The following is a 22,449-nucleotide window of genomic DNA, read 5'->3' as shown; positions in this document are numbered from 1 at the left end:
GGTGAGCGTGGGGGCGGATCATTGCGACGCTCCTTGCTGGCCGAGCGTGTCCTCGGCTTCCTCGCGTTCGTCGCCGGCGGCGACCGACGTGCCCTTGTCGAGTTCGGCCGGCACGTCGAGATCGACCGGCACCGCCGGAAACGCGCCGCCTTCCGAGCGGAAGCGCTTGAGCTGGTAGACCCACGCGAGCACCTCGGCGACGGCCGAGTACAGCGAGCCGGGGATCTCGCGCTCGAGTTCGACGTTGTGATACAGCGCACGCGCGAGCGGCGGCGCCTCGAGCAGCGGCACGTTGTGTTCGGCCGCGAGTTCGCGGATGCGCGCCGCGACGAGGTTCACGCCCTTCGCGACGACCTTCGGCGCGCGCATCTCGCCGTCCGTGTATTGCAGCGCGACGGCGAAGTGCGTCGGGTTCGTGACGACCACGTCGGCCTTCGGCACGGCCGCCATCATCCGGCGGCGCGCGATCGCGCGCTGCTGCTGGCGGATCCGCCCCTTCACGTGCGGATCGCCTTCGTTCTCGCGATGCTCGCGCTTCACTTCTTCCTTCGTCATGCGCAACTTCTTGTTGTACTGCCAGATTTGGTAAGGCACATCGAGCGCGGCGACCACCAGCATCCCGGCGACCGTCGTGCCGCAGCACACGGCGACCAGGTGCAGCGCGTCGGGGAGCGCGACGCCGAGCGGCTGCGTCGCGAGGCCGAGCAGTTCGTCCTTGCTGCGCCAGATCGCGACGCCGCCGATCCCGCCGACGACGATCGTCTTCGCGACCGACATCCCGAGCTGGATCGGCCCCTGGATCGAGAAGATCCGGCCGAGGCCCGAGATCGGGTTCAGGCGGTCGAACTTCAGCTCGAACGTCTTCTGCGAGATCAGCCAGCCGCCGAGCGCCATCGGCGCGAGCAGCGCGGCGAGACCGGTGAGCGCGAGGATCGGCAGCAGCGCGGTGAGGCCCTCGAGGCTCGCGCTGCCGGCCGCCGACAGCATCCGGTTCGTGTCGAATGCGGTCGCGCGATCGAACGTGAACGCGCCGCGCAGCATCGTCTGCAGATGCGCGCCCGACGGGCCCGCGAGCAGCCATGCGCCGTAGAACCCGGCCGCGAGCAGCGCGAACGAAGCCAGCTCGCGCGAACGCGCGACCTGCCCCTCCTCGCGCGCCTTCTCGCGGCGCCTGGGAGTGGCGGCTTCGGTCTTGTCGAGATCGCTCTCGTCTGCCACGGGGCCTCCAGTCGGGTACGGCGGAATGCCGCTTTCCAGTGACACCGATTATTCATGCAGGCGTCAAACGCCGATCGGTCGAGCAAAGCCGGGAAAGGGGGGTATTTCGGAGAATCGGGCGAGCCGGTGCGAACGCGGCCGGCGCGGGGGCGCAGCGACGCGCGGCAACGCGGAAAAACGTGCCGATCGGCGCGATGGCGAGGGGTCGGCCGCGGGCAGGACGCCGACGGCGGGAAGCGGGGAAAGGGCGAAACGACTGCGGTGAACCGACGGGCGGGAAAGGCGGGACATTCAGGCCCCGGCGCGACGCTCGCGCGCCGGGGCGGGACCGGTCAGACGGCCGGAATCGGATCGGCGCCGAAGCGGTTCGGGCCGTCGGTGCCGCGCGAGCACATCCACACGAGCAGCAGGATGCCGCCGACCACCGGAATCAGCGCGATCAGCAGGAACCAGCCCGAGCGGCCCGTATCGTGCAGGCGGCGCACGCTGACCGCGATGCCCGGAACGAGCAGCGCCAGCGAGACCAGGCAAATGACGCCGAGCAGCAGCAGCGTGATCAGGCCGCCGTCGCGGCCGGCCGCGCCGATGACCTGGGCCGCGATCGAAAGAATGACGCTCAGCAGCGTGAAATACCAGTATTCGGCACGACGCGCACGGCCTTCGAATGTCGCGTATTTATTGAGTGCGGTACGAACGGCTTCGGAAAAACCCATCTTATTACCCTCCTGTTTTATATTGGCACCCCGGAAACAACGCCGGCATTATATGTTTGATTTTCACCGGACTCCACCTCTTTCGCCTGCCGGCCGGTGCTCGCCCGTTCGCATGGACGCCGATGCCGCGCGGGAAAGGCCGCTTAAGCATAATGCGGTACCGCGGCCTTGCATGCCGCGTCATTTTAATAATCTTGAAGACCTGACAGAAACGACAGCCCCCGATAATCCGGCATTTGATTACATTCGAATGAAACCGCGCCCCAACGATAATCGCCTGACGTGCGCGGCATTCGATTATCCGGCCTGATCCGCCGCCTGCTGCAGCGCGGCGAGGTCGAGCTTCTTCATCGTCATCACCTGCGCCATCACGCGCTCGGCGCGCGCCGGGTCGCCCGTCATCAGTTCGGCCATCTGCACCGGCACGACCTGCCACGACACGCCGAAGCGGTCGCGCAACCAGCCGCACTGCTGCGCGCGCTCGTCGCCGCCTTCGGACAGGCGTGCCCAGTAATGATCGATCTCGTCCTGGTCGCGGCAGTTGACGACGAACGACACGGCCGGCGTGATCTGGAACACGGGGCCGCCGTTCAGCGCGACGAACGCCTGCCCGTCGAGCTCGAACGCGACGGTCATCACCGCGCCCTCCGCGCTGCCGGACGCGTGCGCGCCGGCCTTGCCGTAGCGCGCGACGTGCACGATGCGCGCGTTGTCGAACACCGACACGTAGAAGCCGGCCGCCGCCTCGGCGTCGCGGTCGAACCACAGGAACGGCGTGATGCGCTGGATACGCGGGTTCATGACGTTGTCTCCTCGATGTCGTGCCGGCACCGGTGCCGGTGCCGGTCTTACATCGTAGGCGCTGCGCCCGCGCGCGGCGGAAATCCGGCCCATCGGACACGCACGGCGGCGCGATAAAAAAAGGGGGCGATCGCTCGCCCCCCTTTGTTCCCGCGTGCCGCCGCGCCCTGTCAGAACGCGACGAACGGCTGCGCGCCGCCGCTCGCGGTCTTGTCCATCCCGAAGTAGATCGTCTTGCCGTAGAAGTGCGGCATGCCGATGTCCAGCCAGCTGGTCGAGCCGAACGGGCCCGCGATGTCGTTGAACGCGAACGTCGACGGGTTCGAGAACAGCGAATCGGCGTTCGAGACGGGCATCGACACGACACCCGACGCGCCGTTCTGGCCGCTCAGCGTCGCCGAGTAGGTCGTCGCGGACGACGGGCAGTAGAACTCCGTGTTCCGCGAACAGACCGTCTGCGCCGAATCGTTGAAGAAATACGCGTTCGAGCCCGTATCGAAGAACGCGGTCACGTTGCGCCCGAGGAACGTCGCGCTGACGTCGCCCGTCGTGGTCGACGTCAGGACCGTTTTGCCGCTCAGGCTCGGCAGGCCGAACGTCAGCGTCCCGGTCGCGCTCGCCTGCCCGTTGCTCGAGATGGCCGGCATCTGCACGCTCACGCCGTCGCTGTTCGCGAAACGATGGACCGGGTTGGCCACCTGCTGCGACAGCGGCACGAGCGCCACCGTGCAGCTCGCGTTGTCGCCGTTCGGGCACGCGTAGTAGTTGTTGCTCGACGACGTCGACGTCGCGCAGGTCGTGCCGCAGTCGTACGGCGCGGGCCCGATGCCGAGGATCCCGTTCGCGCCCAGCGCACCCGCCGAGTTGGCCGACGCGCCGCCGTTCGTGCACGAGCTCGGCACGTTGGTCGTGCCGAGGTCGCCGATGATCTGCACGGGCAGCGCGCGCGCCTGCTCGGTGCCGATCGACAGGTCGACCGTGCGTACCGATCCCCACGTGTAGCTCGACACGAACTTGCCGCACTCGGCCACCGGCGCGCCGCCGCTCGTCACCTGCGGCAGGCTGCCCAGCACGCCCGACACCGCGCTGCCGACGAGCCGCAGCCCGTAGGACGCGGTATCGACCAGCACGTTGTTGACCACCTGGCAGTTCGACGTGCCCGGCGCGCAGACCTTCACGCTGATGGTCGGGATGTTGATCACGTTCGCGACGCCCGTGGCGACCGTGATGACGGCGGTATTTCCGGAATTGCCGTCCGATCCGCCGGATCCGTTGTTGCCGTTGTTGCCCGTGTTGCTGCCGCCGCCGCCGTCGCCGCCGCCGCATGCGGTGACGAGCACGGCCGTCGCGGCCGCGAGGCCCAGCACGCCGAGCCAGCGCTTGAATGTACGATGAATGCTCAAGATCGCTCTCCCGCTGTCACTGGATGTCGGTGCCGGCCAGGCCGGCCGGCAGCGCCGCCGGCAGCCACGCCTGACCCGAGAACGCGCCCATGTGGCCGCCCGTCCGGATCACGAGGCCGCTCGTGTCGACGGCCACGGGCGCACGCCAGCCGCGCGCCTTGTGCGCCGCCTGGACGCCTGCGGTGTACTGCGGGAAATAGCTGCCGAGCAGCGACGCGAGATCCGGCATCGTCGGCCCGCTCCACGCGAGGCCGAACACGCTGCCGGCGGCCGACGTGTATTCGTGGATGACGGTGCCCGACCCGAGCGTGATCTCGCGGACGGTATAGCCGGCCGTGCTCGTCTGCACGCCGTCCGCCGAACGCATCGCGCGCTGCAGCGCGCGCACGGTGGCGGCCTGATCGTCCGCGGGCGGCGACATCGGCGCGCCGCCCAGTTCAGCATGTGCGTGGACGGCCCACAGCACACCCATTGCGGCCGCCGCCTGCGCGACGGTCCAGCCCAAGCGTTTCAGCTTCACGTTCCCCCCCAAGGGATTGGCTTCGTTGCGGCGGCGCCGCCATCGGGCCTGCGCCGCCTGCCAACCGATGATTCGTACGAATGACGCTACGTTGCTGCTGACGCGTAGTATGCCTGCTGAGTGTGACCAAGTGTCAATTCGACGCAGGATCACGCCGCGCCGCAGGGACGCGGCGCGCACGGGGAAACGAGGCGGGAACGGGAAAGGTGCGCGGCGGGCGCCCCGCGAAACGGGGCGCGCCGACGCGTGGCGGCAAGGTCAGAAGCCGAGGCTCGCGAGCAGGTCGTCGACCTGCCCCTGGTCCTGGACCACGTCGGATTTGCCTTCCGGCGCGATCTGCGGGCCGTTGAGCAGCGACTCGGGGCTGCCGGTCGCACTCATCTGCTCGGCCGCGAGCGCGGCCGCGGTGGCCGCGAACTGTTCGCGCCGCTCGGGCGCGATGTTCTCGACGAGCACGGTGAGGAGCTGCTGCTCGATCAGGTAGACCATGTCCATGATCTTCTTGATCACCTGCCCGGTGAGATCCTGGAAATCCTGCGCGAGCATGATCTCGAGCAGCTGCGCGCTGGTGGCCGACGTCGCCTCGGGCAACGTGCGCAGGAACGCGCGCGTATCGTCCATCAGCGCGCGCACTTCCGCGTGCTCGATCGGCGCCGCATACCACTGCGTCCAGCGCGCGTCGAGCGCCTCGGCCTCGTTCTGGATGCGCGCCTGCATCGGCTTCGCGACCTCGATCGCATTCAGCACGCGCACGGCGGCCTGCTCGGTCATCGTCGCGACGTAGCGCAGCCGGTCGCGCGCATCGGGCACGGCCTCCGCCGCGCGCTCGACGTGCTTGTCGAGCCCGAGCTCGCGCATCGAGTCGCGCAGCGTGCGCGTGACGTGGCCGATGCGCGCGAGGATGCGGTCGCTCGCGAAATCGGCGCCTTCTGGCTGGCTGTCGGCGCTGAATCCCGCGCCGGCGAGCGCCGCATGGATCGGCTCGTTCACGTCAGCTCCCGGCCTTCGCCATCTTGTCGATGATCTTGTTCAGCTTCTCGTCGAGCGTCGCGGCCGTGAACGGTTTCACGACGTAGCCGCTCGCACCGGCCTGCGCGGCCGCGATGATGTTCTCCTTCTTCGACTCGGCCGTGACCATCAGCACCGGCAGGTGCGTGAGCGTCGCGTCCGCGCGGATTTCCTTCAGCATCGCGAGGCCGTCGAGGTTCGGCATGTTCCAGTCCGAGATCACGAAGTCGTAGCCGCCGCCGCGCAGCCGCGCGAGGCCGGCCAGGCCGTCCTCGGCCTCGTCGACGTTCGAATAGCCCAGTTCCTTCAGCAGGTTGCGGACGATCCGGCGCATCGTCGGGAAATCGTCCACCACCAGGATTTTCATGCTCTTGTCCATCGTCGTTCCTTTCCAGATTCGTTTCCGTCGGGACGCGTATCGTGGCACGCGCCCCGTGACATTCCATTCAAACGCGCTGCACGCGGTCGCCCATCGTCGCCAGGCGCGCCATCACGCGGCGGCTCATGTCGGCGAGCGGCGCGACCTCGTCCGCGCCCCCGAGCGCGATCGCCTCGCGCGGCATCCCGAACACGATGCAGCTGGCTTCGTCCTGCGCGAACGTGTAGGCGCCCGCGCGCTTCATTTCCAGCAGGCCGGCCGCGCCGTCACGGCCCATCCCGGTGAGGATCACGCCGATCGCGTTCTTGCCCGCGTGCGTCGCCGCCGAACGGAACAGCACGTCGACCGACGGGCGGTGCCGGTTCACCGGCGGCTCGTCCGACAGTTGCGCAATATAGTTCGCCCCGCTTCTCGCAAGCAACAGGTGCGCGTGGCCCGGCGCGATATACGCATGGCCCGGCAGCACGCGCTCGCCGTGCTCGGCTTCCTTCACCGCGATCCGGCACAGGCCGTTCAGCCGCTGCGCGAACGACTTCGTGAAGCCCGGCGGCATGTGCTGCGCGATCAGCACGGCCGGCGCATCCGGCGGCAGCGGCGTCAGCACTTCGCGAATCGCCTCGGTGCCGCCCGTCGACGCGCCGATGATGAGCAGCTTCTCGGTACTGACGAGCGGGTTGTTGATCATCGGCGCGGCCGCCGGGCTGTCGGCCGAGCGCGCGGCGGCTTGCGGCTGCGGCGCCTGGCGCACGCGCGCGCGCGACGCCGCGCGGATCTTGTCGGCGAGCTTTTCCGCGTAGTCGAGCATCCCGTCGCGAATCCCGACGCGCGGCTTCGTGACGAAATCCACCGCGCCGAGTTCGAGCGCGCGCAGCGTGATTTCGGAGCCGCGCTCGGTCAGCGACGACACCATCACGACCGGCATCGGCCGCAGGCGCATCAGCTTCTCGAGGAAGTCGAGCCCGTCCATGCGCGGCATTTCGACGTCGAGCGTGAGCACGTCGGGGTTGTGCTGCTTGATGAGCTCGCGCGCGACGAGCGGATCGGGCGCGGTCGCGCACACCGTCATGTCGGGCTGGCTGTTGATGATCTCGGTCATCAGGCTGCGGATCAGCGCCGAATCGTCGACGCACAATACTTTGATCTTCTGCACTGCGGTCATGCCTCCTGCTTTCTTGATAGGTTCGCCGCATACGGGTTCGCCGCCCGCACGCCGCCGGCACCGCCCGCGCTGCCGCTGCCGGCCGGCGCGGCGCCGCGCGCGCCGAACAGCTCGATGCGCGGGCGCGCCGGTTGCGGCGCGGCCGGCCGTTTCGCCTGGAACAGCTCGACGTGCGCGCGCGGGCGCGCCGCGCGCAAGCGGTCGGCCTCGCGCGCCAGCGCGGCTTCGCGCTCGGTCACGCCCGGCACCTGCAGCCGCAACTTCTTCACCATCGCGCGCCCCGTGCGCGGCATGAACGCGACCTTGCGCGGATGGACGTCCTGCAAGTCCTCCGCGGTGATGCGGATGCGTTCGAGCGCGAGGTAGCGGCGCACGAAATCCGCGTTGCGATCGCCGATGTTGATCGTCGTCATCCCGGCCAGCACGGCCGCGCCGCCGAACACCTTCGCCTCGAGGCGTTCGCGGCGCCCGCCGGCCTTGATCAGTTCGTTGATCAGCACTTCCATCGCGTACGCGCCATAGCGCATCGATTCGGACGCGGCCGCGCCCGCATCGGCGCCGTCGTCGGGCAGCATGAAGTGGTTCATCCCGCCGATGCCCGCGTACGGATCGTGAATGCACGCGGCGACGCACGAGCCGAGCACGGTCATCAGCACCATGTCCTCGGCGGTCGTGTAGAACTCGTTCGGCAACAGCTTCACGCCGGGAAGGCCGAAGTGGCTGTCGAAATAGCGATTGGTCGCGATCGGCAGTGCGCTCATCCGCGCTCTCCATAGGCAGGCACGGCGCCCGCGGCCCGCGCGCGCACGGGCGACGGCATCGCGGCCGCCGCGGGCGCCTGCGCGCCGCGCGGCCGCGCGCCCTGCGCGGCGTCGCGTGTCAGTTCGTACACCGTCTGCCCGCGCAGCCGGAACGCCTGCGTCACGTACGTGAAGTTTTCCGAATGGCCGGCGAACAGCAGCCCGCCCGGCTTCACGAGCGGCTCGAAGCGCGACAGCACCTGCCCCTGCGTCGGCTTGTCGAAATAGATCATCACGTTGCGGCAGAAGATCGCGTCGAACGGCTTCGCGATCCCGTAGTCCGCATCGGTCAGGTTCAGTTGCTCGAAACGGATCATCGCGCGCAGCTCGGGGCGCACCTTCACACGGCCTGACTGCGGACCCGTGCCTTTCAGGAAGAAGCGCTTGAGCCGCTCCGGCGACAGGTGCTTGACCTGGTCGTACGTGTAGATGCCGGCCTCCGCCTTCGCGAGCACCTGCGTGTCGAGATCGGTCGCGAGGATCGACGCGCCGCGCGCCGCCGATTCGCCGAGTGCCTCGATCAGCGTGATCGCGATCGAATACGGCTCCTCGCCGGTCGACGCCGCCGAGCACCAGACCGACACCGGCGCCGGGCGCCCTTTCACGAAATCCGACAGGATCGGGAAATGGTGCGACTCGCGGAAGAACGCGGTCAGGTTGGTCGTCAGCGCGTTGGTGAACGCTTCCCACTCGAGCGGATCGTCCTCCTGCTCGAGCAGGTCGAGGTAGTCGCGGAACGTGTCGAGGCCGCGCGCACGCAGCCGCCGGGCGAGACGGCTGTACGCCATGTCGCGCTTGTGCTCGGACAGCGAGATCCCCGCGCGTTGATGGATCAGCGCGCGAATGCGTGCGAAATCCGCGCCCGTGAACGCGAAGTCGCGCCCCGGATCCCCTGCGCGAGGCGAGGCATCCGGTGCATCGGGTCGAAACGGCGCGCGCGCGTGCGACATGGCTTAGAAGGTCTCCCAGTCGTCGTCGGACGTGCCGGCCGCCGCCAGCGCCGGCTTCTCGCCGTTCAGCGCCGGGCGCACGAGCGCGGGCTTCGCGGCCGGCTTGTCCGCCGGTGCGGCCGACTTCGCGAGGCGCGGGCCATAGCCGCCCGCGGCGGTGCCGCGGGAAGCCGTTGCATCCTTCTGCGTGCGCGCGGTGTCGGCCGTGCGCTTCGGTTCGGCGCCGGCGCCCGACGCGGCCGCACGGGCGGCCGGCGCGGCGCGCCGTGCCGGTTGTGCCGCCGCCTGAGGCGCCGGCAGCGCGGCGACCGGCGCCGCGTCGTGACGCGGCTCCGACGGCAACGCAGGCACGGCCGCCGGTTCGTGCGCGACCGGCCGCGCGACGCTGCGCGCCGGCGCGAGCGCGATGCCGCCTGCGACGCGCCAGCCCGACACGATCGCCTTCATCTGGCGCGTCTGCTCCTCGAGCGACGCGGCGGCCGCCGCCGCCTGCTCGACGAGCGCCGCGTTCTGCTGCGTGACCGAATCCATCTGGCCGACCGCGCGGTTGACCTGCTCGATGCCGGTCGACTGCTCGTCGGACGCCGCGCTGATCTCGCCCATGATGTCGGTCACGCGGCGCACGGCCTGCACGATCTCTTCCATCGTCGCGCCGGCACGCGCCACGAGCGCCGACCCGCTGTCGACCTTCTCGGTCGAATCGCCGATCAGCTGCTTGATTTCCTTCGCGGCGCTCGCGCTGCGCTGCGCGAGCGAGCGCACCTCGCCCGCGACCACCGCGAAGCCGCGGCCCTGTTCGCCCGCGCGCGCGGCTTCGACCGCCGCGTTCAGCGCGAGGATGTTGGTCTGGAACGCGATGCCCTCGATCGTGCCGATGATGTCGACGACCTTGCCCGAGCTGGCCGCGATGTCCTGCATCGTCGACACGACCTGGCCAACCACGTCGCCGCCCTGCGTCGCGATGTCCGACGCGTTCACCGCGAGCTGGCTCGCCTGCCGCGCGTTCTCCGCGTTCTGCCGCACGGTGCCCGTCAGCTGCTCCATGCTCGACGCGGTTTCCTGCAGCGACGCGGCCTGCTCCTCGGTGCGCTGCGACAGGTCGATGTTGCCGGTCGCGATCTCGCGTGCGCCGACGTCGATCGACTCGGTGCCGCGATGCACGGCCTGCACCATCGTCGTCACCGCGTCCTGCATCCGCTTGATGCCGCCGAACAGGCGGCCGATCTCGTTCGTGCTGAACACGCTCACCGGCTGCGTGAGGTCGCCGCCGGCGATGCGCTCGAAGTGCGCGATCGCGTCCTCGATCGGCTTCACGATCAGGCCGCGCAGGACGAAGCGGATCGCGATCACGACGACGAACGCGATCGCGATGCCGGCGGCGATCAGCGCGACCATCAGCGAGATCTGCGACTGCGTCGCGGCCTGACGCTCTTCCGCGCGCTTCTGCAGCGATGCGATCACGGCCGCCGCCGTCTGGTCGAACGCGACGAACATCGGGCTGATCTTCGCGTCGGCAATCGCGTGGTACGCCGCCATGTCGCCCGCGCGCGCCGCCGCGAATTCGGGCTCGACGCCTTCCTTCACGATCGTCGTGTAGCGGGCGGTGAGCTCGTCGAGGAGCGCCTGCTCGACGCCGAGCTTCGGCAACGACTGGAACGCCTGCCAGTTCTGGTTCGACTTCGCGAACAGCTCCTGCGCGCGGTCGAGCACCTTCGCCGCGTCGGCCGCATTGCCGCCTTCGGTCAGCGTACGGAAGCGGTCGAGCGCGACGCGCGAGCGCAGCAGGTGCGCGGCCGTGTCGTCCAGCGTGTGAATCGCCGGCAGGTCGACGTGCGCGATCTCGTCGAGCGAACGGCTCGCGTGATTGAGCGCGTAGAGGCCGAGCCCGCCGACCGCGGCGGCCAGGCACACGAGAATGAGTCCGACCGCGGTGAGCGTCGTACGGATCGACCAGTTGTGCAACATTGCAGATTCTCCCGAAATTGCTGCGCGCGCGGCGCGCTTACCCGCCGAGTGTCTCGATCAGCGCCATTTCACGGCTCGACATCAGCTTCTCGATGTCCATCAGGATCAGCATCCGGCCGTCGACCGTGCCGAGGCCGGTCAGGTACTCGGTCGTCAGCGTCGCGCCGAATTCCGGCGCCGGCATGATCTGGTCGGTCTGCAGCGTCAGCACGTCCGACACGCCGTCGACCACCATCCCGACCACGCGGTTCGACACGTTCAGGATGATCACGACGGTCTGGTGGTCGTACTCGACGCGGCCGAGATGGAACTTGATCCGCATGTCGACGATCGGCACGATGATCCCGCGCAGGTTGATCACGCCCTTGATGAACTCCGGCGCGTTCGCGATGCGCGTGACGCTGTCGTAGCCGCGGATTTCCTGCACTTTCAGGATGTCGATCCCGTATTCCTCGTCGCCGAGCGTGAACACGAGGAATTCCTGGCCCGTCGCGTCGCCCTGCTCCGCGTCGCGGCGGCTCGTTGCCGCGTTCGCCGCGGCCGGATTGATCATTTGGACTTCAGCAGACACGTTTGCCCCCAATCGGTTGATGGCGAGAGTCAGAACATCGCGAGCTCGGCGCCGGCACGGGCGCCGTGCGTCGCACGGGTTTCACGGTTCAGCGCCGCGACGTCGACGATCAGGGCGACGCTGCCGTCGCCGAGGATGGTCGCCGCCGAGATGCCGTGGACCTTGCGGTAGTTGGTTTCGAGGTTCTTCACGACCACCTGCTGCTGGCCGACCAGCTCGTCGATCAGCATCGCGAAGCGGCGGCCCTCGGTTTCCATGATCGTGACGATCCCCTGCGTCGGGTCGGTGCGCGCGTCCTCGACCGAGAACACCTCGTGCAGCGCGACCAGCGGCAGGTATTCGCCGCGCACGCGCACCACGCGCTCGCCGTTGCCGACCGTGTAGATGTCGTCGGTCGACGGCTGCAGCGACTCCATCACGAAGTTCAGCGGCAGGATGAAGATCTCGCTGCCGACCTTCACCGACATCCCGTCGAGGATCGCGAGCGTGAGCGGCAGCACGATCCGCGTGGTCGTGCCGCGGCCGGCCTGCGACGTGATCTCGACGTGGCCGCCCATCGACTGGATGTTGCGCTTCACGACGTCCATCCCGACGCCGCGGCCCGACACGTCGGTCACCGTCTCGGCCGTCGAGAAGCCCGGCGCGAAGATCAGCTGCCAGACTTCGTCGTCGCTGATGTTGTCGGACACCTGCATGCCCTGCTTCGCGGCCTTTGCGAGGATCCGCTCGCGGTTCAGGCCCGCGCCGTCGTCGCTCACCTCGATCACGATGTTGCCGCCGTGATGCGCGGCCGACAGCACGAGCTGGCCGACCGCATCCTTGCCGGCGGCGACGCGCTTGTCGACGGTTTCGATCCCGTGGTCGAGGCTGTTGCGCACGAGGTGGGTGAGCGGATCGATGATCCGCTCGATCAGGCTCTTGTCGAGCTCGGTCGCCTGGCCGAACGTGACGAGCTCGACCTGCTTGCCGAGCTTGCCGGCGAGGTCGCGCACGAGGCGCGGGAAGCGGCTGAACACGTAGTCCATCGGCATCATGCGGATCGACATCACCGCTTCCTGCAGGTCGCGCGCGTTGCGCTCGAGCTGCGCCATCCCGTTGAACAGGCGGTCGTGCAGCGCCGGATCGAATGCGCTCGCGGTTTCCGCGAGCATCGCCTGCGTGATCACGAGCTCGCCGACGAGGTTGATCAGCTGGTCGACCTTCTCCACGCCGACGCGAATCGAGCTGCCTTCGGCGCCCGCGGCGGCGGCCGCGGCCGGGCGCGCACGCTTGTCGTCGTGGTGCGCGGCGGCCGGCGCCGCGTGTTCGGCCGGCGGTTGCGGCGCGGGTTGCGGCGGCTGGGCCGGTGCGGCCGCGGCGGCCGGCTCGGCGGGCTCGGCGGGCGCCGGCGCGGCCGGTTGCGGCGCGGCGGCCGGCGGCGCGAACACCTCGACGCGCGCCGGTTGCGCGGCGGCGGCCGGTTCGGCAACCGGCGCCGCCGTGTCCTGCGCGGCAGCCGGCGCGGCCGGTGCGGCCGGCGCCGTGCCGTGCGCGACGCGGATCTGGCTTTCGTCGATCACGAAGCAGCACACGGCGACGATGTCGTCGGACGGCACATCGGATTCGAGCCACAGCGACAGGTCGGCGCCCGCTGCCTCGCGGCCGACGATCCGGCCGAGGTTGCCGAGTTCCTCGGTGAGCAGCGCCTGGTCCTTCGCGTCGACGCCCACCAGCGTGATCTTCAGGTGCGGGCCGCCCGCGCCCGCGTCCGCGTCACCCGCCGGATGCGCGGCCGCGACGGCCTGCTCGACCACGTGATCGGGCGCGCGCTCGCCACCGGCGGCGGGTTCCGCGGCCGGAGCAGCGGGTGCGGCCGCGGGCGCAGGTGCCGGCGCGGCCGCCGCCGCCGGTTCACCCGCGCCGCTCTCGGCCTTCAGCCGTTCGAGCTTCGCGCAGATCGTCGCGGCAGCCGCCGCGTCCGGTTCGGCGCTCGCGCGGTAGTCCGCGAGCTGGTCGGACAGCACGTCCTTGGTCTCGAGGAACGCGTCGACCATCTCCTTGGTCAGCGTCAGCTCGTGGTTGCGCGCGCGGTCGAGCAGCGATTCGAGGATGTGCGTCGTATCGGTCAGCGCGGAAAAGCCGAACGTCGCCGCGCCGCCCTTGATCGAATGCGCGGCGCGGAAGATCGCGGCCAGGTCTTCGGGGTCGGGCGAGTCGACGTCGAGGTTCAGCAGCAGCTGCTCCATCTGCGCGAGCAGCTCGTCCGCTTCGTCGAAAAAGGTCTGGTAGAACTGAGTGATGTCGAGAGTCATGCCCGGTCACCGGTTGAATTCGTCGCGTTCATGTCAGGATGCGGCCGGCTCGGAGAGCGTCGCGACCAGGTCGACCAGCACGGCCGGGTCGATCGGCTTCTCGATCCAGCCCGTCGCGCCCGCGTCGCGCGCGGCATCCTTGAAGGCATCGCTGCCCTCGGTCGTCAGCACGAGGATCGGCGTGTCCGCATACGCGGTCAGCTTGCGCAGCGCGGCGATCACCTCGAGCCCGTTCTTGCGCGGCATGTTCTGGTCGGTCAGCACCAGGTCGTACGGCGCGGTCGCGGCCATGTCGAAGCCGGCTTCGCCGTCCGGCGCCACCGTCACGTCATAGCCGGCCTGTGCAAGCGTCGCCTGCAGCAGGGCGCGCATGGTCGCGGAGTCGTCGATGGCGAGAATGGTTCGGATCATGTCTGTCTCGGAGCGGGTCTTGTCGATATCAGGGTTTCGGCACCGCGACGGCGGACGCCGCGAGCGCGGGGCGCACGGCCGGCGCCGCGCCGAGCTGCTGCGCGAGCTGCTTCGAGCCGGCCGCATCGGCCGACAGCGTCGTGGTCGTCGCGTCGTCGCGCATCAGCGCCTCTTCGGATTTGCGGTTCAGCACGATCACGCTGATCCGGCGGTTTTCCGGATCGAGCGGGTCGGCCTTGTTCAGGTTCTGCGTCGACGCGAGGCCGAGCACGCGCAGCACTTTCGCCTCGTCCATGCCGCCGGAGATCAGCTCGCGGCGCGACGCGTTCGCGCGATCGGCCGACAGCTCCCAGTTGCTGTAGCCGCCCTCGCCGCCCGCGTACGGCACGGCGTCGGTGTGGCCCTGGACGATGATCCGGTTCGGCACGTCGTTCAGCGTCTTGCCGATCTCGCGCAGGATGTCGCGCATGTACGGCTCGACGCGGTCGCTCGACATCGCGAACATCGGCCGCTTCTGCGAATCGACGATCTCGATGCGCAGCCCCATCAGCGTCGAATCGATGCGGATCTGCTGCTTGAACTGGCGCAACGTCGGATTCGCCTCGATCGCGGCCATCAGCTTGATCTGCAGGTCGTGCAGGCGCGCCTGCTCGAGCCGGTCCTGCGCGCCCTGCGCCTGCGAGCGCGTGTTGTCGTCGCCGGCCTTCGCGACGCGATCGGCGAGCTGCGTCGAGCCGTCGGTGCGGCGCAGCGTGCCGGCGTCGACGCTCGACAGGTCGCGGCCGCCGGCGTTGAGGATGCTGGAGTCCTGCGAATTGCGGTCGCCGCTGCCGAACAGCGCGGCCTTCAGCGGCGTGTTGAAGTATTCGGCGATGCCCTTAAGCTGCACCGGCGTGACCGAGCTCAGCAGCCACATCAACAGGAAGAACGCCATCATCGCGGTCATGAAATCCGCGTACGCGAGCTTCCATGCGCCGCCGTGGTGGCCCTTCTTCGCCGGGGCCACCCGCTTGACGACGATCGCGCGATCCTTGCTCTTGCTCATCGTGCGCTCCGCGTCACTTCGCCTTCACGCGGCGCACGTGCTCTTCGAGCTCCGAGAACGACGGGCGCTCGGTCGAGAACAGCACCTTGCGGCCGAACTCGACGGCAATCGCCGGCGCATAACCGTTCAGCGTCGCGAGGATCGTCACCTTGATGCACTGGAACATCTTCGTCGACTCGGCGACGCGCTGCTCCGCCAGGCTCGCGAGCGGCCCGATCAGCCCGTACGACAGCAGGATCCCGAGGAACGTGCCGACCAGCGCCTGCGCGATCATCGCGCCGAGCACCGCGGGCGGCTTGTCGGCCGACGCCATCGTGTGGACCACGCCCATCACGGCCGCGACGATGCCGAACGCCGGCATCGCGTCGCCGACGCGCATCAGCGCGTGCGCGGGGCCTTCGCCTTCCGCGTGGTGCGTCTCGATCTCCTCGTCCATCAGGCTCTCGATCTCGAACGCGTTCATGTTGCCGCCCACCATCAGGCGCAGGTAGTCGGTCAGGAACTCGACGATGTGATGATCGGCGAGGATCTTCGGGTATTGCGTGAAAATCGGGCTCTTTTCCGGATCGTCGATGTCGGCCTCGAGCGTCAGCGTGCCTTCCTTGCGCGCCTTCGCCAGCAGCACGTAGAGCAGCGCCATCAGCTCCATGTAGACGTCCTTCGTGTACTTCGACCCTTTGAAGAGGGTCGGCAGCACGCGCAGCGTGGCCTTGATGGTCTTGCCGCCGTTGCCGAGGATGAATGCGCCGACGCCGGCGCCCACGATCATCAGGATCTCGACCGGCTGGATCAATGCGCCCAGATGCCCGCCTGCCAGCGCATAGCCGCCGAAGACGGACAACAGCGTCACGAGTGTTCCCACGATAATCAGCACTGCCTGTCCCTCACGAAAGACCGGCGGGAAGACCGCCGTTAAACAGGTTTACGGCAGTCGGCAGGAAAACTTTCGCGGCCGCCCGGCGGCGGCCCGGCAGTGTTTACCAGCACGGCACGGACGATTCGCGCGGCCCGCGGCAACCGCCCGCGCCCCGCCCGGCGGCGCTCAGGCCGCGGTGGCAGCCAGTTCGGCGCGCGCGGCGGCGGCCTTGCGGGTCTTGCCGGCACGCGACGGCGGCTGGCAGAGGCCGCACACGAAACCTTGATGCGGATCATGCGCATGCGCGACGAAGTGGCCGCCGCAGCGCGTGCACGGGGTCATCTGCAGCATCCCCGAATCGAAGAAGCGCACGAGCGTCCATGCCCGCGTGAGGCTCAGCGCGGCCTCGTCGCCGGACAGATTCACGTGCTCCTGATAGAGCCGGTACGCCTTCACGATCGACTGGATCGGCTCGCAGCGGCCGTGGTCCTGCATGAACCGGTAGATGTTGTAGAACAGCGACGAGTGGATGTTCGGCTGCCACGTCATGAACCAGTCGGTCGAGAACGGCAGCATCCCCTTCGGCGGCGACACGCCCTTCAGCTCCTTGTACAGCTTGATCAGACGGTCCCGCGACAGGCTCGTCTCCGCCTCCAGCAGCTGCAGCCGGGCGCCCAGTTCGATCAGTTCGATGGCGAGGGTGATTTCCTTCACCTCGATCACGACGCTTTTGCTTGCCATGGTGATAACCGTCCGCTTGACGTTGTTCGAATGGATGGCCAATACGCTGCCCTCCGGCGCGGTACGCCGGGACACAACGCAAGGCGGGATGGATCAGCGGACGCCTTCGACCTGCTGCCCGGCCATCAGGATGGCCGAGTGGGCGTGCGCGACGACATCGCTACGGCCCTTGTCGGCGAGCGACGACAGCAGCGCGTGATCGTCGAAGCGGAAGCGGCACAGCATCTGGTTCGACGCGGCAAGCTTCACGGTCTGTGCGAGCGTGAGGTTGGCGAGCACGTCGGCGAGTTCCTGGGAAATTCCCATGCGGAACATGCCCATCGCCTTGTCTTCCCGCAGCAGGCGCTGCGCGAGGAGGAGGTACGACAGGTTGACCTCTTTGATCTCACTGAGCATTTCGCTGGTAGCGCTCATGATTCCCCCGTTATAAGAGCTTTGCTTTGGCCATTCGTGTTATGAAAACGTTTGCTCGATCGGAGCGCTCCTGGCGCACTGTCGGCTCGTTTATAGTCTTACAGGGCGAATTTTGGCCAAACGCCATTTATGTCGGTATCAGCGAAGTGGCGTATGCCATGCAGGATTTGTCTGTAAACCGTGTAGGAATTTTTCCGACAAAGCGAATTGAAAGGGGCAATCGGGAAAGCGGATGACAGCGCGCATTCGGCTGCGAGGGTGCCGATGGCCGCCCGCTCGGTGGCGGAAGGCTTGCCGGCAGGGCTGCCGACAATCGGATCGGTAAAAATTATAGTGGTTTTTCACGATCGCGCAACAATAGTTGCGGCCATCTCGATTCATGATTCCGCGCCCTTTTTCTCGGGGTTTTCGCGTATTTCATCGTGTAACAAGCCTTAAGTGTTTGAAAAAACACTCGAACCCCGCAGGGCGATATCGATAATGGACTCCAATGGGCGGCGGCGCGAGCCGTGCCGGCCCGCCCCGCAGCTTGCCGTCCGGCGCCCCGCGCACCCCGTCCAGGGCCCGGCCACGTACGCCAGACGCGTGCGTCGGCGAGTTCCGCAACGTTGTATGGGATCCGCGTCGGCGCGATGGCGCCCACGGATCGAAAACCGGAGAACACCGATGCGAATTGCCCAGATCGCGCCGCTTTACGAAGCCGTTCCGCCGAAACTCTACGGCGGCACCGAGCGTGTCGTGTCCTACCTCACCGAGGCGCTCGTCGAACTCGGCCACGACGTGACGCTGTTCGCCAGCGGCGACTCCGTCACGTCGGCCCGTCTCGAGGCGGCGTGGCCGCGCGCCCTGCGGCTCGACCCGTCGATCCGCGATTCGATGGCACCCCACATGCGGCTCCTCGAGCAGGTGGCCCGGGTCGCGCACGAATTCGACGTGCTGCACTTCCACCTCGACTACCTGCCGTTCCCGCTGATGTCGCGCCTCGACACGCCGTACGTGACGACGCTGCACGGCCGCCTCGACCTGCCCGAGCTGCAGCCGGTGTTCGACGCGTTCCCGGACGCGCCGGTCGTGTCGATCTCGAACAACCAGCGCAAGCCGCTGCCGCAGGCCGCGTGGGCCGGCACCGTGTATCACGGGCTGCCCGACACGCTGCTGACGCCGCAGCCGGGTGTGAAGCCCGAATACCTCGCGTTCCTCGGCCGGATCTGTCCCGAAAAGCGCGTCGACACCGCGATCCGGATCGCCGCGCAAAGCGGGCTGCCGCTGAAGATCGCCGCGAAGGTCGACAAGGCCGACGCCGACTATTTCAAGGAAGTGATCGAGCCGCTGCTCGGCCAGGCGCACGTCGAATTCATCGGCGAGATCAACGAGGCGCAGAAGCCCGCGTTCCTGTCCGGCGCGAAGGCGCTGCTGTTCCCGATCGACTGGCCGGAGCCGTTCGGCCTGGTGATGATCGAGGCGATGGCCTGCGGCACGCCGGTCGTCGCGTTCAACCGCGGCTCGGTGCCGGAAGTGATCGAGGACGGCGTGACCGGCTTCATCGTCGAGGACGTGCAGGGCGCGGTCGGTGCGCTGCACCGGATCGACACGCTGTCGCGCACCGCGATCCGCCAGCGTTTCGACACGCGTTTCAGCTCGAAGGCAATGGCGCAGCGTTATGTCGAAACTTACGAATCGCTTTGCGCGGCGGCCAAGCAACCGGTATTGCGCCGGGTCGCGAGCGCCTGACGCGGAAATCCGCGCGGAAATATTCAGCAAAATCCGCGCCGAAATCGGCGCGTAAAACAAAAGAGCCGCATCGACGATGCGGCTCTTTCTTTTCGGCTTCCGGTCATTCGATCAGGAAACGATCGCGGTTTTTCCCGACGATCCAATTCGGCGGCTTGCCGCGCCCGCTCCAGGTTGCACCCGACTTCGGATCGCGGTATTTCGGCGGCAGCGGCGCCTTCTTCGGCGGACGTCCGCGCCGTGCCCGTTCCGCGAAGCCCAGGTCCTGGGCCGTCAGGCCGTATTCCGCAATCATTCGCTGGACGTCGGCAATGACCGCCGCCACTTCCTGGCGGCGCACGTCGTCCGCCTGAGCCTGCAGATCAGCGATCTGCGCCTTGAGTTTCGCGTATTGAGACATTTTTCGACTCCCCTTTTCGATGATGCGGCCCCGGCGAATCCGGCCGGGACGCCAACACCCGTTACGTCATCCGCACTGCCGCCCTGCCCTTCGAAATAAATACTGTCATCTTTAACCGATTCGGCTTTATCGAGAATGCGGACTTATTCTAATAAAAGGCATTCGTCAGCCATTCAAATTTAACAATCGTTGACCCTCCCGGACGCGATTCATTTCCTATAATCCAGACCAATTCCGGGCGAGGGATTAAATCCGCAGTGTCGTCCGGTGGTCTTCAACCCACTTGAACGAGGTCCTTACATGAATCTTTCTCAGCGTCTCGCTGCAGAGGTATTCGGCACGTTCTGGCTGGTGCTCGGCGGGTGCGGAAGCGCCGTGCTGGCCGCCGCCTTTCCGGGCCTCGGCATCGGCTTTGCCGGCGTCGCACTTGCCTTCGGCCTGACCGTGCTGACGATGGCATTCGCAATCGGCCACATCTCGGGTTGCCACCTGAATCCGGCGGTGAGCGTCGGCCTGACGGTCGCCGGCCGCTTCCCGGCACGCGATCTCGCTCCGTACATCGTCGCGCAGGTCGTCGGCGCCACGCTCGGCGCGTTCGTGCTGTACCTGATCGCCACCGGCAAGCCGGGCTTCGACGTCGTCGGCAGCGGCTTTGCGACGAACGGCTTCGGCGATCGCTCGCCCGGCCACTACTCGCTGAGCGCATCGTTCATCTGCGAAGTCGTGATGACGGGCTTCTTCCTGTTCGTGATCCTCGGCGCGACCGACAAGCGCGGTGTGCCGGCCGGCTTCGCGCCGATCGCGATCGGCCTGTGCCTGACGCTGATTCACCTGATCTCGATCCCGGTCACCAACACGTCGGTGAACCCGGCGCGCTCGACCGGCCCGGCGCTGTTCGTCGGCGGCGACGCGATCGGCCAGCTCTGGCTGTTCTGGGTGGCGCCGATGATCGGCGCGGTACTCGCAGGGATCATCTACCCGCTGGTCGCCGGGCGTGACGACGCCGTCGACCTGCTTCCGGCATCGGCTCGCACAAGCGAATAAAACACTACGGGGTCAAGCGAGCAGAGCAGCGAGCCTCACGCTGTCCAACAACATCGAGGCAGGCAATTTCGACGGGCGCCACTGGCGCCCGTTTTTCATTTCCGCACGGGACACGCGCCCGGGGGCCGGACGCTCAGGAAGCGGCGACGTTGTCCTCGAGCGAAAACAGCGAGCGCAGGTGCCGGGCGACCCCCGCATCGAAGTTGTTGCCGATCCGCGGAATGTGCGGCAGCCGCGCGACCAGGTCGGGGTTCGCGTTGTTCATCATGAACGCGTGACCGGCGGTTTCGAGCAGGTCGATGTCGTTCATGTTGTCGCCGAACGCGATGCAGTGGCCGGTATCGACGCCGAGCCGCCCGAGCACCGTGCGCAGCGCGCGGCCCTTCGACACGTTCGCGGTCATCACTTCCAGACAGTCGGGCAGCGAATACGTGACGTACAGCGCATCGCCGAAGCGCACGCGCATCTGCTCGGCGACGACCGCCAGATCGGCCGGCTCGCCGATATACAGCACCTTCGCGATATCGGCGCCGTCGTGCGCGGCCATGTCGATCACGTCGTAGCGGAAGCCCGAATCCTGGTGGAAGTCGAGCAGGTGCGGCGCGTCGCGGTCGATCAGCCAGCCGTCGTTGGTGAACAGGTTGACGATCGTGCGGCCATGCGCGCCGGTGACCTCCGGCTGCACGAGGCTGCGGACGATCGCGGGATCGATGTCCTGCGCGTGAATCGTCGTGTCGTCCGGCGCATGCACGCGCGCGCCGTTCGACGTGATCAGGTACGGCCGGATGCCGAGCACGTCGCGAATGCCGGCGACGTCCGCGTAATGGCGCCCCGTCGCGATCACGAACTGCAAGCCGTCGCGGTCGAGCCGACGGACGGTGTCGATCGTGTACGGATCGAGCTGGTGGTCGCTGTTCAGCAGGGTACCGTCGAGATCGGTGGCGATGACTTTGTACATGGGACGGGAGAATGGCGCACAGGACGCTGCGGAATCGCCATTTTAACGTCGTGCCCGGCGGCGCGCCGGGCGGTTCCCGGTCAAGCGCGCCTTTGGCGCTGGGTCGACGCGCCTTCCCCCCGCCTTGTCTCGCTTCAGCCGCCTTCCGCCGCCCGCAGCGCCTGCAGCGCGAGCCGCAGCGCGCCATGTGCGGAATCGTCGAGCGGCGCGCGCAGCCGCGCGGCATGGCGCGCCGGCACGGCCGGCGCGAGTGCATCCGCCAGCCCGCCGCACAGGGCGACCGGCAGCGCGTGCTGCGGATCGAGCGCGTCGATCATCTTGCCGATCTCGTCGCCGGCCTGCGCGATCAGCGCGCCCGCCACCGGATGCGTGCGGTGCGTGAACACGACCGGCGCGAGACGCGCGTAGATCGTCTGGTTCGCATCGCACGACCACTGGACGAGCGCGTCGCGATCCTGCGCGCCCGTTTCCGCGAGCAGCGCATCGGCGAACGCATCGCGCGGCACGCGGCCGTCGAGCGCCTGTTGCGCGTATGCGAGCGCGCGCACGCCGAGCCACGCGCCACTCGCCTCGTCGCCGGATGGAAAGCCGAACCCGCCGGCGATCCGGCACGCGCCGCCCGCATCGAGCGCCGCCGCGATGCTGCCGGTGCCGAGCGCGACGATGAGCCCCGGCGCGCCGCCGTGCGCACCGACGACCGTCGTATATGCATCGCTCTCGATCGCGAGCGCGCCGAGCGGGGCCTGCGCCCGGAACGCCGCGAGCCACGCCGCATTGTTGACGCCCGCGAGCCCGCAGCCGAGCGCGCACTGCGACCAGTCGAACGCAAGGCCGGCCTGCGTGAACGCGTCCGCGCACGCCGCGCCGATCGACGCCCACGCGCGCTCGATGCCGAGCCCGAGCCCCGACGGGCCGCCGCGCCCCTGCGCGAGCTCGCGCCCGTGCCGGTCGGCCAGCACCGCGCGCGTGCCCGTGCCGCCGCCGTCGATGCCGATCGCAAAAAGTAATGCCGCCATGCCTTCATCCCGCTGATTCGAACAGGCGCCAAGCTTAACCGGATCGGCGCCGCGC

23 protein-coding genes are annotated in these 22,449 nt (G+C 68.2%); 2 read left to right on the top strand and 21 right to left on the bottom strand.

Annotation, left to right across the window (positions count from 1 at the left end; all coding sequences use genetic code 11):
• Positions 1-18: 18 nt before the first annotated feature.
• From flhB to flhD, 18 genes are all read right to left on the bottom strand, one after another.
• Positions 19-1,218 carry a flagellar biosynthesis protein FlhB gene (gene flhB / locus AC1VVG_RS01185; protein WP_034188074.1) on the bottom strand — a complete coding sequence of 400 codons (1,200 nt, stop codon included), beginning with the start codon at positions 1,216-1,218 and terminating at the stop codon, positions 19-21.
• A 332-nt stretch (positions 1,219-1,550) separates the two neighbouring features.
• A complete protein-coding gene (locus AC1VVG_RS01180; RefSeq protein WP_034188075.1) occupies positions 1,551-1,931 on the bottom strand; it encodes a DUF805 domain-containing protein in 381 nt (126 codons plus the stop codon).
• Positions 1,932-2,228: 297 nt separating this feature from the next.
• On the bottom strand, positions 2,229-2,732 hold the full coding sequence (locus AC1VVG_RS01175; RefSeq protein WP_034188076.1) for a VOC family protein: 504 nt from the start codon (positions 2,730-2,732) through the stop codon (positions 2,229-2,231).
• A 170-nt stretch (positions 2,733-2,902) separates the two neighbouring features.
• A complete protein-coding gene (locus tag AC1VVG_RS01170) occupies positions 2,903-4,135 on the bottom strand; it encodes a DUF3443 family protein (protein ID WP_482835150.1) in 1,233 nt (410 codons plus the stop codon).
• 16 nt (positions 4,136-4,151) lie between these two features.
• Positions 4,152-4,655 carry a DUF2844 domain-containing protein gene (locus AC1VVG_RS01165; RefSeq protein WP_034188078.1) on the bottom strand — a complete coding sequence of 168 codons (504 nt, stop codon included), beginning with the start codon at positions 4,653-4,655 and terminating at the stop codon, positions 4,152-4,154.
• A gap of 258 nt (positions 4,656-4,913) precedes the next feature.
• Complete coding sequence (cheZ, locus tag AC1VVG_RS01160) at positions 4,914-5,645, bottom strand: protein phosphatase CheZ (RefSeq protein ID WP_034188079.1); 732 nt, start codon at positions 5,643-5,645, stop codon at positions 4,914-4,916.
• 1 nt (position 5,646) lies between these two features.
• Positions 5,647-6,042, bottom strand: a complete 396-nt coding sequence (gene cheY / locus AC1VVG_RS01155; RefSeq protein ID WP_006485893.1) for a chemotaxis response regulator CheY — start codon at positions 6,040-6,042, stop codon at positions 5,647-5,649.
• 67 nt (positions 6,043-6,109) lie between these two features.
• Positions 6,110-7,201: a protein-glutamate methylesterase/protein-glutamine glutaminase gene (locus AC1VVG_RS01150; RefSeq protein ID WP_034188080.1), complete on the bottom strand. Its 1,092-nt coding sequence runs from the start codon at positions 7,199-7,201 to the stop codon at positions 6,110-6,112.
• Positions 7,198-7,962, bottom strand: coding sequence for a chemoreceptor glutamine deamidase CheD (cheD, locus tag AC1VVG_RS01145; protein WP_034188081.1), 765 nt, complete (start codon positions 7,960-7,962; stop codon positions 7,198-7,200). Before cheD ends, AC1VVG_RS01150 begins: the two co-directional genes overlap by 4 nt.
• On the bottom strand, positions 7,959-8,951 hold the full coding sequence (locus AC1VVG_RS01140) for a CheR family methyltransferase (RefSeq protein WP_034188082.1): 993 nt from the start codon (positions 8,949-8,951) through the stop codon (positions 7,959-7,961). Before AC1VVG_RS01140 ends, cheD begins: the two co-directional genes overlap by 4 nt.
• A 3-nt stretch (positions 8,952-8,954) precedes the next feature.
• Positions 8,955-10,916 (bottom strand): methyl-accepting chemotaxis protein, encoded by a 1,962-nt coding sequence (locus tag AC1VVG_RS01135; RefSeq protein ID WP_124608590.1) that lies wholly within the window; start codon positions 10,914-10,916, stop codon positions 8,955-8,957.
• Positions 10,917-10,953: 37 nt separating this feature from the next.
• On the bottom strand, positions 10,954-11,469 hold the full coding sequence (gene cheW, locus AC1VVG_RS01130) for a chemotaxis protein CheW (protein ID WP_006486165.1): 516 nt from the start codon (positions 11,467-11,469) through the stop codon (positions 10,954-10,956).
• Between the two features lie 47 nt (positions 11,470-11,516).
• The gene (gene cheA, locus AC1VVG_RS01125) at positions 11,517-13,778 is read right to left on the bottom strand and encodes a chemotaxis protein CheA (RefSeq protein WP_482835147.1); all 2,262 of its coding nucleotides are present in this window, start codon (positions 13,776-13,778) and stop codon (positions 11,517-11,519) included.
• A gap of 33 nt (positions 13,779-13,811) precedes the next feature.
• Positions 13,812-14,189, bottom strand: a complete 378-nt coding sequence (locus AC1VVG_RS01120; RefSeq protein ID WP_034188085.1) for a response regulator — start codon at positions 14,187-14,189, stop codon at positions 13,812-13,814.
• Positions 14,190-14,217: 28 nt separating this feature from the next.
• Positions 14,218-15,234, bottom strand: a complete 1,017-nt coding sequence (gene motB / locus AC1VVG_RS01115) for a flagellar motor protein MotB (RefSeq protein ID WP_034188086.1) — start codon at positions 15,232-15,234, stop codon at positions 14,218-14,220.
• 13 nt (positions 15,235-15,247) lie between these two features.
• Positions 15,248-16,108 (bottom strand): flagellar motor stator protein MotA, encoded by an 861-nt coding sequence (gene motA, locus AC1VVG_RS01110; protein ID WP_011350592.1) that lies wholly within the window; start codon positions 16,106-16,108, stop codon positions 15,248-15,250.
• Between the two features lie 168 nt (positions 16,109-16,276).
• Positions 16,277-16,831 carry a flagellar transcriptional regulator FlhC gene (gene flhC, locus AC1VVG_RS01105; RefSeq protein ID WP_034188087.1) on the bottom strand — a complete coding sequence of 185 codons (555 nt, stop codon included), beginning with the start codon at positions 16,829-16,831 and terminating at the stop codon, positions 16,277-16,279.
• Positions 16,832-16,924: 93 nt separating this feature from the next.
• On the bottom strand, positions 16,925-17,245 hold the full coding sequence (gene flhD / locus AC1VVG_RS01100; protein WP_011350590.1) for a flagellar transcriptional regulator FlhD: 321 nt from the start codon (positions 17,243-17,245) through the stop codon (positions 16,925-16,927).
• Positions 17,246-17,911: 666 nt separating this feature from the next.
• On the opposite strand from flhD, the gene AC1VVG_RS01095 reads away from it, so the two are divergent.
• Positions 17,912-18,976: a glycosyltransferase family 4 protein gene (locus AC1VVG_RS01095; RefSeq protein WP_034188088.1), complete on the top strand. Its 1,065-nt coding sequence runs from the start codon at positions 17,912-17,914 to the stop codon at positions 18,974-18,976.
• Positions 18,977-19,079: 103 nt separating this feature from the next.
• On the opposite strand, the gene AC1VVG_RS01090 is transcribed toward AC1VVG_RS01095, so the two are convergent.
• Positions 19,080-19,376 (bottom strand): H-NS histone family protein, encoded by a 297-nt coding sequence (locus AC1VVG_RS01090; protein WP_006489320.1) that lies wholly within the window; start codon positions 19,374-19,376, stop codon positions 19,080-19,082.
• Positions 19,377-19,676: 300 nt separating this feature from the next.
• On the opposite strand from AC1VVG_RS01090, the gene aqpZ reads away from it, so the two are divergent.
• Positions 19,677-20,420, top strand: a complete 744-nt coding sequence (gene aqpZ / locus AC1VVG_RS01085; RefSeq protein WP_034188089.1) for an aquaporin Z — start codon at positions 19,677-19,679, stop codon at positions 20,418-20,420.
• 133 nt (positions 20,421-20,553) lie between these two features.
• Here the strand turns inward: aqpZ and AC1VVG_RS01080 are convergent, their stop codons facing one another.
• Both AC1VVG_RS01080 and AC1VVG_RS01075 read right to left on the bottom strand, forming a co-directional pair.
• Positions 20,554-21,378: a Cof-type HAD-IIB family hydrolase gene (locus AC1VVG_RS01080; protein ID WP_059559383.1), complete on the bottom strand. Its 825-nt coding sequence runs from the start codon at positions 21,376-21,378 to the stop codon at positions 20,554-20,556.
• Positions 21,379-21,512: 134 nt separating this feature from the next.
• On the bottom strand, positions 21,513-22,394 hold the full coding sequence (locus AC1VVG_RS01075) for a glucosamine kinase nucleotide-binding domain-containing protein (RefSeq protein ID WP_034188091.1): 882 nt from the start codon (positions 22,392-22,394) through the stop codon (positions 21,513-21,515).
• Positions 22,395-22,449 lie beyond the last annotated feature (55 nt).

The sequence above is a fragment of the Burkholderia sp. L-4 genome, assembly GCF_056856535.1.
This window is presented reverse-complemented; position numbering and strand designations above follow the sequence as displayed.